Origin of the sequence: Neptunicoccus sediminis, from assembly GCF_001719615.1 — a bacterium.
GTDB lineage: Bacteria > Pseudomonadota > Alphaproteobacteria > Rhodobacterales > Rhodobacteraceae > Amylibacter > Amylibacter sediminis.
In genome coordinates this window covers 190,656-205,508 of sequence record NZ_MDVX01000002.1, presented here as the reverse complement: position 1 = coordinate 205,508, position 14,853 = coordinate 190,656, and the positions used below count along the sequence as shown (strand labels likewise).

The 14,853-nt window shown below is 56.9% G+C and carries 12 protein-coding genes; 3 read left to right on the top strand and 9 right to left on the bottom strand.

Going from position 1 to position 14,853, the window contains the following annotated elements; translation table 11 throughout:
- Positions 1 to 163 precede the first annotated feature (163 nt).
- From BFV97_RS04940 to tkt, 5 genes are all read right to left on the bottom strand, one after another.
- On the bottom strand, positions 164 to 1,057 hold the full coding sequence (locus tag BFV97_RS04940; RefSeq protein WP_069299237.1) for a fructose bisphosphate aldolase: 894 nt from the start codon (positions 1,055 to 1,057) through the stop codon (positions 164 to 166).
- Positions 1,058 to 1,095: 38 nt separating this feature from the next.
- On the bottom strand, positions 1,096 to 2,295 hold the full coding sequence (locus BFV97_RS04935) for a phosphoglycerate kinase (RefSeq protein ID WP_069299236.1): 1,200 nt from the start codon (positions 2,293 to 2,295) through the stop codon (positions 1,096 to 1,098).
- 8 nt (positions 2,296 to 2,303) lie between these two features.
- A complete protein-coding gene (locus BFV97_RS18695; RefSeq protein WP_157888266.1) occupies positions 2,304 to 2,447 on the bottom strand; it encodes a hypothetical protein in 144 nt (47 codons plus the stop codon).
- Between the two features lie 40 nt (positions 2,448 to 2,487).
- Positions 2,488 to 3,489, bottom strand: a complete 1,002-nt coding sequence (gene gap / locus BFV97_RS04930; RefSeq protein WP_069299235.1) for a type I glyceraldehyde-3-phosphate dehydrogenase — start codon at positions 3,487 to 3,489, stop codon at positions 2,488 to 2,490.
- A 144-nt stretch (positions 3,490 to 3,633) separates the two neighbouring features.
- Positions 3,634 to 5,652, bottom strand: a complete 2,019-nt coding sequence (tkt, locus tag BFV97_RS04925) for a transketolase (RefSeq protein ID WP_069299234.1) — start codon at positions 5,650 to 5,652, stop codon at positions 3,634 to 3,636.
- 208 nt (positions 5,653 to 5,860) lie between these two features.
- Between tkt and BFV97_RS04920 the strand changes: the two genes are divergently transcribed.
- Complete coding sequence (locus BFV97_RS04920; protein WP_157888265.1) at positions 5,861 to 6,358, top strand: hypothetical protein; 498 nt, start codon at positions 5,861 to 5,863, stop codon at positions 6,356 to 6,358.
- Position 6,359: 1 nt separating this feature from the next.
- Positions 6,360 to 7,004, top strand: a complete 645-nt coding sequence (locus BFV97_RS19200; protein WP_069299232.1) for a cell division protein ZapA — start codon at positions 6,360 to 6,362, stop codon at positions 7,002 to 7,004.
- 104 nt (positions 7,005 to 7,108) lie between these two features.
- Here the strand turns inward: BFV97_RS19200 and grxD are convergent, their stop codons facing one another.
- The 4 genes from grxD to BFV97_RS04895 all read right to left on the bottom strand — a co-directional run bounded on the left by grxD (position 7,109) and on the right by BFV97_RS04895 (position 11,279).
- Positions 7,109 to 7,471, bottom strand: a complete 363-nt coding sequence (grxD, locus tag BFV97_RS04910; RefSeq protein ID WP_069299231.1) for a Grx4 family monothiol glutaredoxin — start codon at positions 7,469 to 7,471, stop codon at positions 7,109 to 7,111.
- A gap of 113 nt (positions 7,472 to 7,584) precedes the next feature.
- Positions 7,585 to 7,821, bottom strand: a complete 237-nt coding sequence (locus BFV97_RS04905) for a BolA/IbaG family iron-sulfur metabolism protein (protein ID WP_069299230.1) — start codon at positions 7,819 to 7,821, stop codon at positions 7,585 to 7,587.
- 55 nt (positions 7,822 to 7,876) lie between these two features.
- On the bottom strand, positions 7,877 to 10,036 hold the full coding sequence (purL, locus tag BFV97_RS04900) for a phosphoribosylformylglycinamidine synthase subunit PurL (RefSeq protein ID WP_069299229.1): 2,160 nt from the start codon (positions 10,034 to 10,036) through the stop codon (positions 7,877 to 7,879).
- A gap of 349 nt (positions 10,037 to 10,385) precedes the next feature.
- Positions 10,386 to 11,279: a LysR family transcriptional regulator gene (locus BFV97_RS04895; protein WP_069299228.1), complete on the bottom strand. Its 894-nt coding sequence runs from the start codon at positions 11,277 to 11,279 to the stop codon at positions 10,386 to 10,388.
- 145 nt (positions 11,280 to 11,424) lie between these two features.
- Between BFV97_RS04895 and BFV97_RS04890 the strand changes: the two genes are divergently transcribed.
- Entirely contained in the window at positions 11,425 to 14,844 is a 3,420-nt protein-coding gene (locus tag BFV97_RS04890) for an indolepyruvate ferredoxin oxidoreductase family protein (RefSeq protein WP_069299227.1), read from the top strand.
- The last annotated feature ends 9 nt before the right edge of the window (positions 14,845 to 14,853 follow it).

The following is a 14,853-nucleotide window of genomic DNA, read 5'->3' as shown; positions in this document are numbered from 1 at the left end:
AAAACTGAACCACCTCGTGACCCGTTCTTATGACGGATTATTCCACAACTATAGGTCAAGAGAATCAAGATGTGAATCCCAAAAGGAATCACAGGGGGCTTTTTTTCGCAGAGCAGGGGTAAACAGGGCAGGCGGTTGTGGCGCCGCCGCCCTGTTCAGCGGATCAACAGGCGTTAGAGGCTTCGCAGATGCTGTCGATCGTCGCTGCGATGGTTTTGTTGAAGTCTTCGTCGGACTGGTCGGCGGACAAGCCTTCGGTCAATGCGCGCGAAAAGCTGGCGATCATGCCGTTGTTCTTGGACAGACGGGCGTTTGCCTCGTCCCGCGAATACCCGCCGGACAGGGCCACGACGCGCATCACCGCAGGGTGGTCCACCAGCGGTTGATAGTGGTTCGCTGTTTCCGGCAGAGTCAGTTTCAACATGACCTGCTGGCCTTCCGGCAGGTTTTCCAGATGACGGATGATAGAAGCCAGCAGCAGGTCTTCGGCTTGCGCCTTGTCGCTGATGGAAATAGTGACTTCCGGTTCAATGATCGGCATCAACCCGTGGCCGTAAACCTGCGCTGCAACCTCAAACTGTTGCGCAACCACTGCTTCAACGCCGCTTTCAGAGGCCGCATCAATGACAGAGCGCATTTTCGTGCCGAAAATCCCTGCATCCACCGCGCGGGACAAGGTGGCGTCCAGACCGCCAATCGGCTTCATTAGCTTCACGCCGTCCGCTTCGTCTTCAAGACCTTTATCAATCTTTAGAAACGGCACAACGCCCCGCTCTTCCCACAGATAGGTCGCGGTGGGTTTGCCCGCGATTTCACGGTCCATCGTCATTTCAAACAGGATCGCACCGATCACCTTGTCGCCTGTAAAGGCAGGGGCTTGTGCAATACGGGCGCGCATGCCGTGGATCAGGTCGAACATTTCGTCGTCGTTGGAATAGGCGTCTTCCTTCACACCATAAAGCCCCAGCGCTTTGGGGGTGGAGCCGCCGCTTTGGTCAAGGGCCGCGATAAAGCCTGCGCCGGATTGCATTTTTTCGGTCATTGCAGAGTTTGGCATGTCTGGGTCCGTTCTGTTGGTCGTTTTGTTGTTTTGTATCAATCGTTCGCGGATTCAAGTGCCGCTACGCCGGGCAGGGTTTTGCCTTCGAGCCATTCAAGGAAGGCGCCACCGGCGGTGGAAATATAGCTGAAATCATCCGCAGCACCACTGGTGTTCAGCGCGGCCACCGTGTCACCGCCCCCTGCAACCGAAACAAGCCGTCCGGCTTTGGACAGGCTTGCGGCATGCAGCGCAGCGGCATCGGTTCCGGTGTTGAATGGCGGGATTTCAAACGCGCCAAGCGGTCCGTTCCAGACCAGCGTTTTGGCAGCGTCCAGCACGGATTTGATCCGCGCAATGGATTTCGGTCCGGCGTCAAGGATCATCTGGTCCGCAGGACAGGCATCCGCATCGCAGGTATGGGCATCAGCACCGGCTTTGAACTCTGATGCGGTAACAGCGTCCACGGGCAGAACCAGCTCGCAGTTGCCGTCTTTGGCTTTGGTCATGATCTTGCGCGCCGTGTCCAGCAGATCATGCTCGCACAGGGATTTACCCACGTTCACGCCTTGGGCTGCCAGAAACGTATTCGCCATGCCGCCGCCGATAATGATCTGGTCCACTTTCGGGATGAGATTGCCCAAAAGGTCCAGTTTAGTGGAAACCTTCGCGCCGCCGACGACCGCCACAACCGGATGGGTCGGGGTGGAAAGTGCTTTTTCCAGCGCTTCCAGTTCGGCCTGCATCAAACGGCCCGCACAGGCAGGCAGATGGGCCACAACCCCTGCGGTTGAAGCATGGGCACGGTGGGCCGCTGAAAACGCGTCATTACAGTAAATATCCCCGAACGCCGCCATTTTCGCGGCAAATTCGGGATCATTGGCGGTTTCACCGGGATAGAAACGGGTGTTTTCCACCAGAAGAATATCGCCGTTGTTCAGGGTCTTGGTCTGGGCCACAACGCTCTCATAGGTGTCGTCATGGGTGAACTGCACGGTCTGGCCGAAATGCTCTGACAGGGCAGGGATCAGATGCACCAGCGACATTTCCGGCACAGTCTGGCCCTTGGGACGACCGAAATGGGCCAGCAGCACCACACGCCCGCCTTTTTCGCTGATTTCCTTGACCGTCGGGACGATACGTTCGATCCGGGTGGCATCAGTGACTTTGCCGTCTGCCATAGGGACGTTGATGTCCACACGGGTCAGCACCCGCTTTCCGGTAAGATCAAATGCGTCGAGCGTTTTCCAGGTCATACGGTTTCCTATCGCCAAAAAGCTATCCAGTCGATGAGCCGCAGCAATTCCCGCCCCCAAAGGATGAGATACTCGGCATCGTTGAACTGGATATCTATCACCACCAGTGCCACGAGGCACAGGCCCAAAGTCATCGCTACAGTGTTATTCATGGTTGCGGCCGCCCGTTGGGAAAACGGGCAGCGCGGCCCGTCAAATAAGTTTGCCCATTGCTACAGCCGTGTCGGCCATACGGCAAGAGAAACCCCACTCGTTATCGTACCAGGACAGCACGCGCACAAGATTTCCGCCCATCACAGTGGTTTGCAGCGACGCAAAGTTAGAGGAATGGGTGTTGTGGTTATAGTCAATGGAAACAGTCGGTTCGTCGCCATACTCCAAAATGCCCTTCATCGGACCTTCGGCAGCGGCCTTCATCGCGGCGTTAACTTCTTCTACCGAGGTGTCGCGGACGGGGATGAATTTCAAATCCACAGCAGAGACATTCGGAGTCGGCACGCGGATCGCGGAACCGTCCAGTTTTCCTTCCAGTTCCGGCAGCACCAGACCCACCGCTTTGGCAGCACCTGTGGTGGTTGGGATCAGGGACATGGCCGCAGCACGGGCGCGGTAGAGATCCTTGTGGCGGCGGTCCAGTGTCGGCTGGTCGCCGGTGTAGCTGTGGATTGTGGTCATAAAGCCTTTGTCGATACCAATCGCATCATTCAGGACTTTGGCAATCGGGGCCAGACAGTTGGTGGTACAGGACGCATTAGACACGATCAGATCCTGTGATGTCAGTTCGTTATGGTTCACACCGTAAACGATGGTCTTGTCGGCCATTTTCGCAGGGGCAGAGTTCAGAACCCGTTTCGCACCCTGTTTCAGATGCACTTCGGAGGCACCTTTGTTGTTGAATTTGCCGGTGCATTCCAGAACAACATCAACACCGGACCAGTCCAGCTCTTCAGGGTCATAGGTCGAGAACATCCGCATGTCGCCGCGGCCCACGTTCATCGTGCCTTCGCCCAATGTGATGTCACCGGGGAAACGGCCGTGGATGCTGTCATATTTCAAAAGATGCGCCGTGGTTTCCAGAGGTCCGGTTGCGTTGATGGCAACAACCTCGATGTCGTCCCGTCCGCTTTCAATGATATGGGCCAATGTGCAACGACCGATACGGCCAAATCCGTTGATGGCAACTTTGACAGCCATGGTATTCTCCTAAAGTGCGAAAAAGATGCGGTGTGCGGAATGGCCCACCACTCATTACGAACCGCGTAAACGCTTGACGCCCGAAAGGGAACCTTCGGGCGTCACAGTTAGGAGCTATGTTAACGTTAAAGTCCGATGTTAACGTTAAAGCAGGTTCTTGACCTTCTCGGCCAACGCATCGGCGGTGATGCCGAAGTTGGCGTAAAGCTCTTCTGCGGGGGCAGAGGCACCAAAGCCCTCCATCCCGACAAAATCCGCCTTATTCGCCTTACCCCGTTCGCCGGTCAGCCATTTGTCCCAGCCAAAGCGGGCGGCGGCCTCGATCCCGACACGTACAGGACCGGCTGGCAGAACCTTGCGGCGGTAGGATTCATCCTGTGCCTCAAACAGTTCCCAGCAAGGCATGGACACAACCCGTGTGCCAATCCCAACGGCCTGAAGTTTGTCGCGGGCGTCCAGTGCGATCTCTACCTCTGAACCTGTGGCGAGCAGGATTGCCTGACGCTTGCCCTTGGCTTCGGCCAGAACATAGGCGCCTTGGGCGGTCATGTTCTTGTTGGTGTGTTTGGTGCGCACCGTGCGCACGCCCTGACGGGTCAGCGACAGAACGGACGGGGTGGACTGGGAGGACATCGCCAGTTCCCAAGCTTCGGCCGTTTCCACCGTATCCGCAGGGCGGAACACCCATGTGTTCGGGGTCGCACGAGAAATCGCCAGATGCTCGATCGGCTGGTGGGTCGGGCCATCTTCGCCCAGACCGATACTGTCATGGGTCATCACAAAGACCGTGGGCACACCCATCAGTGCGGCAAGGCGCATGGCAGGGCGGGCATAGTCGGTAAAGCACATGAATGTACCACCGTAGGGGCGTACACCACCGTGCAGCGCCATGCCGTTCATCGCAGCCGCCATTCCGTGTTCGCGGATACCATAGGCCACGTGGCGGCCCTTGCGGTTGCCCGGCTCAAACCAGCCAAGCCCGTCGGTCAGGGTGTTGTTCGATCCGGTCAGATCGGCAGAGCCACCAATGGTTTCTTTCATGATCGGGTTGATCACTTCCAGAGCCATCTGGCTGGAGGCCCGTGTCGCCTTTTTCGGCTGCTCTTCGGACACCTGACGTTTCAGCTGTTTGATGACGGCAGACAGACGCTTGTGCGGTGTGCCGCTGATCACGCGGTTGAATTCGGCCTGACGGTTGTCGGACATTTCTGTCAGACGTTCGTTCCAGGCGCTAAATTCTTCGCTGCCGCGCGAACCGATGGCTTCCCATGCAGATTTGATGTCGGCGGGGATTTCAAAGGCAGGGTAGGGCCAGTCATAGAATTCACGCATCTGTTCCAGTTGCGCGTCCTTGATGGCATAGCCGTGGCCCTTGTTCGTGTCCTGAACGCCCTCAACGCCAACAGCGATGGTGGTTTTGCAGGCGATCATGGACGGCGTGTTGGATTTCTTCGCCGCAGTCAGGGCCGCATCGATTTCATCGGGATTGTGGCCGTCACATTCATAGACCGACCAACCCGCAGCCTTGAACCGCTTCTTCTGGTCGGTCAGGTCGGAAAGTTCGATCTTGCCGTCGATAGAGATATTGTTGTCATCCCACAGCACAATCAGCTTGCCGAGCTTCTGTTTCCCCGCAAGGCCGATAGCTTCGTGGCTGACGCCTTCCATCAGGCAGCCGTCGCCTGCGATGACATAGGTGTAATGGTCCACAACGGATTTGTTGAACCGCGCCACCATGGATTGTTCGGCCATGGCCATACCAACAGCCGTGGCAATACCCTGACCCAGCGGCCCTGTGGTGGTTTCGATCCCTTTGGCGTGGCCGTATTCCGGATGCCCCGCCGTTTTCGCACCCCATTGGCGGAAGTTGCGGATCTGGTCCATCGTCATGTCTTCATAACCTGTCAGATGCAGCAGACCGTACAGCAGCATGGAACCGTGACCGGCAGAAAGGATGAAACGGTCCCGATCCGGCCAGTCAGGATTGGCGGCATCAAACTTCAGGTGTTTCTCAAAAAGCACAGTGGCCACATCGGCCATACCGATTGGCATGCCCTGATGCCCCGAGGCGGCGGCATGCACAGCGTCGGCGGCCAGAATGCGCAAGGCTGCGGCTTTTTTCCAATGGTCAGGATGGTTGGTTTTAAGCTCTGAAATGTCCACGAAAGGCCCTTTCTTCGGGGGGATGCGCTTGGGGAATTGTTGCCCTGTGATAGCAACTCCGTATGGTTGGTCAAGCGATTGAAAGGTGTTTACATCAGCTTTCTTGCGCAGCGAATTGTTTTTCCACTAGGAAAATGGTCATAATGGCCCCATAAAAATGATTCGCGAGCAGTTGATAGGCTGTCAGACACGAGCAGTAGGTGAAATGATGACACAATTTCCTAAGATTCAGGCGCGTTTTGATGCGGCGCTGGCGGTTTTCGAGGATGCCGCCGATAACAGCGCAGATGCGGGAAAGCTTGAAGAACAGGCTGCCACGATCGAACGTCTGAAAGAAGAACTTACCACCGCGCAGGATGCGCTTGATGAGGCCAAGGCGCGGATCGACGAGGTCGAAGCGGAACGCAAAGCCGCACTTGAAAAGGCCGAGAACCAGCGTGTCGCGCTGGTCAAACAGATCGACACGCTCGACAAGGCGCGGGCCACAAATGAGAACAATCTCACCAAGGCGCGCCAGTATAACAAACACCTCAAAAAGCTGAACAGCGGCTTGCGCAAACAGAACGAAGCGCATGTTGGCGATGTGGATCTGATCAATGCCTCGCTTGAGGCAGAGATCAACCAGATCAAGGAACAGCGCGACGTGGACCTTGAAGAAGTAAACGGGATCCTTGCCCGTATGACGCCTCTCGTGGAGGGCAATTAATATGGCTGAAGTAAGAATATCCATCGGCGGACGGGAATTTGAAGTTGCCTGTCGCGACGGAGAGGAGCATTTCCTGCAATCCGCCGCTCTGCTGCTGGACAATGAAGCCAGCGCCTTGAATGAAGCGCTTGGCCGGATGCCCGAAACACGGATGCTGCTGATGTCGGGGCTGATGCTCGCGGATAAGACCGCCAGCCTTGAGGACCAGCTTAAACAGGCACCCGCCGCGCAAGTGCAGCTTTCTGCCGAGGACGAAGCGGTTCTGAAGCGGGCCCGCAAAACCGAAGCACAGCTGAGTGCGGCGCAGGCCGAACTGGCGGAAATGCGCGCAGCCGTGGCAGAGCTACAGTCCAAGACCCATTCTGCGGGGTCCGAAGCCGAGAACGCCAAGGCGGAACGGGAAGCGGCCGAAGCTGTGCTTGTGGAACTGAAAGCCGCGCGGGATGCCGCAGAGGAACGCGCGAAAGAGGCCGAAGCGAAACTGGAGGAGCTTCAGTCCAAGGCGGATGACGCTGGCAAACGTGCCGATGACGCCGAAGCCAAAGTAGAAGAGGCCCGCGCCGCCAAAGACTCTGCCGTGTCTGTAATGCAGGCGATGGTGAAACGCATGGAAGAAGCGGCGGAACGTCTGCAAAAGCAGGACTGATCCGCAGACTCATTACGCACTATTACAAAAATAAAAAAAACGCCGGAAGAAAACTCTTCCGGCGTTTTTTTTGTATCTGGTGGCCGTGCGCAGCGCCAGCCGGATCAGCCGTTGGCTTCGCGGATCTTGGCGGCTGCGTCTTTGTCATAGGCCACGCCGTTTTCATCGAACAACGTGTCCAGCTCTCCGGAAAGGGTCATTTCAGTGATGATGTCACAGCCGCCCACGAACTCTCCCTTGACGTAAAGTTGGGGGATCGTTGGCCAGTCGGAGAAATCCTTGATGCCCTGACGGATTGCATCGTCAGCCAATACGTTCACATCGGCAAATTTGACGCCCATGTAGTTCAGCACGCCAGCCACGCGCGAGGAAAACCCGCATTGTGGCATAGAGGCCGTGCCCTTCATGAACAGAACCACGTCGTTGTTGTCCACGGTTTCCTGAATTTGTGCGTTGGTGTCGGTCATTCTAAGTATCCTTGCTGCGGAGTGCCGCGTTTGCCAGACCATATATCAGTGGATTGGCGAATTACAATGGCACGGGCGGTTCACAACTGTGCCACATAAGGGCGCAGGCGCGCTTATTCTTTGGCTTTGGTGGTCAACGCCAGCGCGTGCAATTCACCGGAAGGGCCGTCCATCTTGCCCTTCAGCGCGGCATAGACCATGCGCTGCTGTGCTACACGGTTTTTACCGGCGAATTCCTCGGCCACAATACTGGCAGCCATATGCACACCGTCATCACCCTGAACAGTGATGTCGGCGGTTGGAAAGGCTTCGCGCAGCAGGCTTTCGATTTCTGGGGCGGACATGGGCATGGCGTGTTCCTCTTGTGTCGTTCTACCGTTTAACAGGGTTTGGCGTCTTTGTGGATCAGCTGAACACCTTTGGCAAGCACTCGGCAAATGCGGCCCGTGCGGTGGAAAGGGGCAGGGACCCGTCCCCGAGAGTTATGTCATTGCCCCCGAAGCTGCCGATGGTTTCGGCGGGCACGCCGGCGTCGCGGGCTGCCTCAAGCACCGCATCTGCGTTGCCTGTTGCAACCAGATAGCGGGCCTGATCTTCGCCAAAGAACCAGCCGGTGTCGCCGTCTCTTACCGTTACGCCACAATCAGAGGCAAAGGCCATATCCGCCACGGCCAGCGCCAGACCGCCATCAGACAGGTCGTGTGCCGCTGTGATCAGACCCTTGGATTGCAGGGCACGGATAAATTCACCAGCGGCCCGTTCCTTGTCCAGATCCACATGGGGCGCATCGCCGTCTTCACGGTCAAACACCTCTTTCAACAGTGCGGATTGTCCCAGATGGCCTTCGGTATCACCGATCAGGACCAGCGCATCGCCGTCCTCTGCCTGCGTGCCGATCAGTTCATCCAGAGAGGACAGCAGACCCACAGCGCCAATGGTCGGTGTCGGCAGGATGCCAACGCCATCGGTCTCGTTATACAGGCTGACGTTGCCCGAAACGATGGGCATATCAAGGGCGCTACAGGCCTCGCCAATTCCGTGGATACAGCCGACAAACTGGCCCATGATCTCTGGTTTTTCAGGGTTGCCGAAGTTCATGTTATCGGTTGTGGCCAATGGCTTGGCCCCTGTCGCACAGAGGTTGCGATAGGCTTCGGCCACGGCCTGTTTACCGCCCTCATGGGGGTTGGCCTTGCAATAGCGCGGTGTCACATCAGACGTGAAGGCCAGCGCCTTTGCTGTGCCGTGAACCCGCACAACACCCGCATCCGATCCGGGGCGTTTTACCGTGTCGGCCATTACCATCGTGTCGTATTGTTCATACACCCACGCACGGGAGGCGTAGTTGGGCGAGGATACCAGCGTCATCAGCGCTTCGATCGGATTGACTGCGGGAATCTCTTCCACTGCCGCCGCCGCCGGAGTTTCCACCCAAGGGCGGTCATATTCCGGCGCTGTGCCGGACAGGGCCTTCAGCGGCAGGTCGGCTTTGATCTCGCCGTTGTGCATGATCAGGAAGCGGTCTTCTGCGATGGTTTCGCCCACAATGGCAAAATCCAGATCCCATTTGTCGAATACGGCCTTGGCCTCGGCTTCCAGTTCGGGTTTCAGAACCATCAGCATGCGTTCCTGAGATTCCGACAGCATCATTTCATAGGCGGTCATATTGTCTTCGCGGATCGGCACGTCTTCAAGGTTCAGACGCACACCCAGATTGCCCTTGTCGCCCATTTCAACCGCCGAACAGGTCAGCCCCGCAGCGCCCATATCCTGAATGGAGATCACGGCGCCGGTCTGCATCAGCTCCAGCGTTGCTTCCATCAGGCGCTTTTCGGTGAACGGGTCGCCAACCTGAACCGTGGGGCGTTTTTCGTCGATGGTGTCGTCAAATTCCGCACTGGCCATTGTTGCGCCGCCCACACCGTCACGGCCGGTTTTTGCGCCCAGATAGACAACAGGCATCCCTACACCTGACGCGGCAGAGTAGAAAATCGCATCCGTATCGGCCAGACCTGCGGCAAAAGCGTTGACCAGACAGTTGCCGTTATAGGCTTTGTGAAAGCGCAACTCGCCGCCCACAGTCGGCACGCCGAAACAGTTGCCATAGCCGCCGACACCTTCAACCACGCCGGACACCAGCGATCTGGTTTTCGGGTGGGTGATCTCTCCGAAGGACAGGGAGTTCATTGCCGCAATCGGGCGGGCGCCCATGGTGAACACATCGCGCAGAATGCCGCCTACGCCTGTGGCCGCGCCCTGATAGGGTTCGATGTAGGAAGGGTGGTTGTGGCTTTCCATTTTGAACACCACACATTGCCCGTCGCCAATATCGACGATACCGGCGTTTTCACCCGGACCGCAGATTACCTGCGGGCCTTCGGTTGGCAGGGTGCGCAGCCATTTTTTTGACGACTTGTAGGAACAATGCTCGTTCCACATGGCCGAAAAGATGCCGAGTTCGGTAAAAGTCGGTTCACGCCCGATCAGGTCGAGAATACGCTGGTATTCTTCCGCATTGAGCCCGTGATCTTTGATGAGTTTTTCGGTGATTGCCGGATCGGTCATGATGTGCTGTCCCAATGCGCGTGGATTTGCGGGTGTATTACTGGAAGCCGCCCCATTGGGGAAGGCCCGAAACTGTTGCGCAGGGGATATTGCGACGATTTTACCCTAAAAGCGGAAAAACCTGACGGACAAAAAAAGAGGCCGAGCAGATGCTCGGCCTTTAGTCCAACAGGGAGGTGAAGAAGAACGAGAGCAGTTGCTCAACCGTCCGCCTTCATGAGTAAGATATAAACCGAAGGTGTTAGCGACAAGTGTAAAAAGGCCACAGACGTTGCATATCCGTCATGCGTTTTACGCATAGCTGTTCCCAAAACAGGGCGTTTATAGCGTAGCTCCTTGATAGACAACCTTAAATTTGTGACAATTTCTTGTCGGCCTTGATCTCTTCCAGAACGAAATCTCTGAAGATTGCCACTTTTTTGGAATGTCTCAGCTCTTCGGGGTAGGCCAGATAGACCGGAACTTGATGACTTTGGTCATCGGGCAGGATGCGGATCAGCTGGGGGAAGTCCACGGTGACATAGCTTGGCAGCAATCCGATCCCCACACCGTAGAGCACCGCTTGCAGGACGCCAAAGTAATTGTTCACCGTCAGATGGGACAGATGATCCCCCGCAAGAATCGGGCGAATCCAGTTCAGACTGGCCGTTACCTGCTGGGAGGTCAGGTTCTGGCTGACGATCCGGTGGTTGCGCAGTTCTTCAAAGGTTTCGGGGCTGCCGAATTTCTCAAGGTAGGGTGCGGTTGCGTAGAACCGCATGTTTACGTCCATCAGACGGCGGCGCACCAGATCGGCCTGACTGGGTTCCTTCATACGGATCGCTACATCGGCCTCTCGCATGGGCAGGTCTAGAACACGTTCCTCCAGCATAAGGTCAATTTTCAGATCGGGGTAGGCATCGTAAAGCCGGCCCATACGCGGTGACAGCCACAAAGAGCCAAAACCGACAGAGGTCGTGACCTTCAACTCTCCAAACACCTCATCTTCGGAATCCCGCAGACGGGCCTCGGTGGATTCAAGCTTTTTGCTCATGGCGGATGTCGCATCGAACATCAGTTCGCCTTGCTCTGTCAGGATCAGGCCGCGGGCGTGGCGGTGGAACAGGGTGACGCCAAGCATTTCTTCCAGCCCGCGGATCTGGCGGCTGACTGCTGATTGGGACAGGTGCAGGGCATCCCCCGCGTGGGTGAGGCTTCCCGCGTCTGCTACAGCATGAAAAATACGCAGTTTATCCCAATCCATCGCCTGTTCCTCCCGTGTTTTTTATCGTTGCAAATTAAATAGGCGTCCACGGGTTCAAAAGCAATGACCACGGCCAGATGTAATTTGACTTGATAGGTCAGATTTTATGACCTATTATCGCGGCAAGCACTGTGGAGGATGCCCGATGACCAAACAGGAAATTTCACTCACCGACCGTTTTGACCTGACGAAAGATACTGTTCTGTTGAACGGAACGCAGGCGCTGGTGCGTCTGGTTCTGGCCCAAAAGGAACGGGATCGCGCGGCAGGTCTGAATACAGCAGGATATGTCACGGGCTATCGCGGATCGCCGCTTGGCGCGGTTGACTTGCAGATGGAGCGGGCCTCAAAACACCTCGCCGCCAGCGATGTGGTGTTTCAGGCAGGGTTGAACGAAGACCTCGCTGCGACGGCACTTTGGGGCGCGCAGCAGGCAGAGATGTTCGGTGAAGGGAAATTCGACGGGGTTTACGGACTGTGGTACGGCAAGGGGCCGGGCGTGGACCGTTCGGGCGATGTGTTCCGCCACGCAAACATGGCCGGAACCTCTGAAAATGGCGGTGTACTGGTCTGTATGGGCGATGACCACACGGGCGAAAGCTCTACCGTTTTGCATCAATCCGAATTTGCGCTGGTGGATGCGATGATGCCGATCCTGTCTCCGGCAGGGGTGCAGGAGGTGCTGGATTACGGCGCTTATGGTTATGCGCTCAGCCGCTATTCCGGTTGCTGGGTCGGGTTGAAATGCGTCAAGGACACGATTGAGGCAACCGCTGTAGTGGACGGCGACCCGTCCCGCGTTTCAATCAATATTCCGACCGATTTCGCCATGCCCGCAGACGGTATCAACATCCGCGCCGACGATAGCCCTGTCGCACAGGAAGCCCGTCTGCACGATTACAAACGTTTCGCAGCAGAGGCGTTTGCCCGTGCCAATAATCTTGACAAGCGTATGGCGGGTAAGCCGGGCGCGAAGATCGGGATCGTTTCAAGCGGCAAGAACTGGCTGGATACCCAACACGCGCTGGACCTGCTGGGGCTGGACGATGCGGAGCTGGAGCGTTTGGGCATCACCACCTACAAGGTTGCGATGGTCTGGCCGCTGGATATGACCAGCTTTCATGAATGGGCCGAAGGGCTCGACATGATTATCGTGGTCGAGGAAAAGCGCAAGCTGATCGAAGTGCAGATCAAGGAAGCCATTTTTGACGATCGCAACGCCCGCCGTGTGATCGGCTGGAAGCACGACATTCGCAAGGATGAAGTGATCTTCACCGTGAAAGGCGCGCTGGAACCTATTACAGTCGCCCGCAAGATCGGAATGCTGCTGGGCGAAGAAGGGCGGTCCACCGACGGGATCAAACAGGCGCTGATGCGTCTGGACGAAGCCACAGCAGGGGACAATGCAGAAGAAATCGCGGCCCGTACGCCGTGGTTCTGTTCAGGCTGTCCGCATAACTCTTCTACCAAAGTGCCGGACGGATCACGCGCCTATGCGGGGATCGGCTGTCACTATATGGCCAAATGGATGGACCGCGATACTATGGGGTTCACCCATATGGGGGCGGAAGGGGCGAACTGGATTGGCGAGTCGCTGTTTTCCACGCGGGATCATGTGTTCCAGAACCTTGGCGATGGCACCTATAACCACTCCGGTGTGCAGGCGATCCGTGCTGCTTTGGCGGCCAATACCAACATCACCTATAAAATCTTGTTCAACGATGCGGTTGCCATGACGGGTGGCCAGCATAACGAAGGCGACCTGTCGGCGGCGCGTATCTGCGCGGAAATCCAGTCGATGGGGCTGAAAAACATCTTCCTTGTCTACGATGAAAAGGAAGAAATCGACTTTTCCGAATTCCCCTCCGGTATAGAAAAATTTGAACGGGCGGACCTGCCATTGGTTCAGGAAAAATGCACCAAGATCAAGGGTGTGTCGGCCATTGTTTATGTGCAAACCTGTGCCGCCGAAAAACGCCGCCGCCGCAAGCGCGGATTGTTTCCTGATCCGGACCAGCGGGTGTTCATCAACCCTGCGGTCTGTGAAGGCTGCGGCGATTGCGGTGTGCAATCCAACTGTGTTTCGGTGGTGCCGCTGGAAACCGAACTGGGCCGGAAACGCGCAATTGACCAGTCAAGCTGCAACAAGGACTTTTCCTGCGTCAACGGCTTTTGCCCCAGCTTTGTGACTGTCAAAGGGGGCACGCCGAAGAAACAGGCGGCCAGCGGTATGGAACTGCCTGCGCTGGCCGATCCGGTGCTGCCCACCATCGACGGCACCCATAACCTTGTGATTACAGGTGTTGGCGGGACTGGCGTTGTGACAGTTGGCGCTGTTCTGGCAATGGCCGCCCATGTGGAAGGCAAGGGTGCTGGTATGATGGAAATGGCCGGACTGGCGCAAAAAGGCGGTGCAGTGCATATCCACTGTCGTCTGGCCGAAAAACCCTCTGATATTAGCGCGGTACGGGTCGCGATTGGCGAAGCGGACGGGGTGATTGGCGGTGATCTGGTGGTTACGGCTGGTGCAAAAACGCTGGGTCTGATGGGGCGCGGCCGCACCAAGGTCGTTTGCAACAGTCATGAAATCGTCACCGGGGATTTCACCCGCAATGCGGAATTCTCCTTGCCGAGCGATCGTCTGCAACTGTCCCTGACAGGGCGTCTGGGGGAAGAGGCGGTCAGCTTCTTTGATGCCACCGAACTGGCGCGCGTGCATCTAGGCGACAGCATCTATGCCAATATGCTGATGGTGGGTGCTGCGTGGCAAAACGGTCTGATTCCGCTGTCCGAAGACTCCATCATGAAAGCGATTGAATTGAACGGAGCGGGCGTTGAAGGCAATAAACGGGCCTTTGCTGTGGGTCGCTGGGCGGTCAGCCATCCGGCAGAAGCGGCAAAGTCGCTGGTCAGCACGGTCGTTGAACTGCCAAAATCACTCGATGAGCGGATCAACTATCGCGCCGATCTGTTGAAAGCCTATCAGAACGCGGCGCTGGCGCAGAAATACCGCGATTTTGTCGCTAAGGTAGACAATGCCGACCTGCGGGAAGTTGTGGCCAAATCCTACTACAAGCTGTTGGCGTATAAGGATGAATACGAAGTGGCGCGGCTGCATGCGGACCATGTGGAGTCCATGGTTGCCGAGAGTTTTGACAACGTCAAATTCCTCGAATTTCACCTTGCGCCGCCAATCCTGCCAGGCAGGACTGCGGACGGGCGCCCGAAGAAGCGCAAGTTCGGGGCGTGGATACTGCCCGCCTTTAACCTGTTGAAAAAAGGCAAGGTTCTGCGCGGGACACCGTTTGATCCCTTCGGATACTCTGCCGAACGCAAGATGGAACGGGCGCTGATTGCCGAGTATGAGCGGGACATGGAAGAAGTGTTGCCGCTGGACGGGCCTTCCACCCATGATCTGATCAAGGCGCTTGCGGAACTGCCGATGCAGATCCGGGGCTTTGGTCCGGTGAAGCAGCAGAATGTGACGACTGTTGGCAAGCGGCGCGAGGAGTTGCTTGCGATGATCCGCGCGGGCGGCACCAGCCACTCTGCCGCAGCGGAATAGGCCGAAACC

Coding starts and splice junctions, on each gene's coding strand:
- BFV97_RS04940 (WP_069299237.1), bottom strand. CDS start 1,057: ATGCCAAACTCTGCAATGACCGAAAAAATGCAATCCGGCGCAGGCTTT.
- BFV97_RS04935 (WP_069299236.1), bottom strand. CDS start 2,295: ATGACCTGGAAAACGCTCGACGCATTTGATCTTACCGGAAAGCGGGTG.
- BFV97_RS18695 (WP_157888266.1), bottom strand. CDS start 2,447: ATGAATAACACTGTAGCGATGACTTTGGGCCTGTGCCTCGTGGCACTG.
- gap (WP_069299235.1), bottom strand. CDS start 3,489: ATGGCTGTCAAAGTTGCCATCAACGGATTTGGCCGTATCGGTCGTTGC.
- BFV97_RS04920 (WP_157888265.1), top strand. CDS start 5,861: ATGACACAATTTCCTAAGATTCAGGCGCGTTTTGATGCGGCGCTGGCG.
- BFV97_RS19200 (WP_069299232.1), top strand. CDS start 6,360: ATGGCTGAAGTAAGAATATCCATCGGCGGACGGGAATTTGAAGTTGCC.
- grxD (WP_069299231.1), bottom strand. CDS start 7,471: ATGACCGACACCAACGCACAAATTCAGGAAACCGTGGACAACAACGAC.
- BFV97_RS04905 (WP_069299230.1), bottom strand. CDS start 7,821: ATGCCCATGTCCGCCCCAGAAATCGAAAGCCTGCTGCGCGAAGCCTTT.
- purL (WP_069299229.1), bottom strand. CDS start 10,036: ATGACCGATCCGGCAATCACCGAAAAACTCATCAAAGATCACGGGCTC.
- BFV97_RS04895 (WP_069299228.1), bottom strand. CDS start 11,279: ATGGATTGGGATAAACTGCGTATTTTTCATGCTGTAGCAGACGCGGGA.
- BFV97_RS04890 (WP_069299227.1), top strand. CDS start 11,425: ATGACCAAACAGGAAATTTCACTCACCGACCGTTTTGACCTGACGAAA.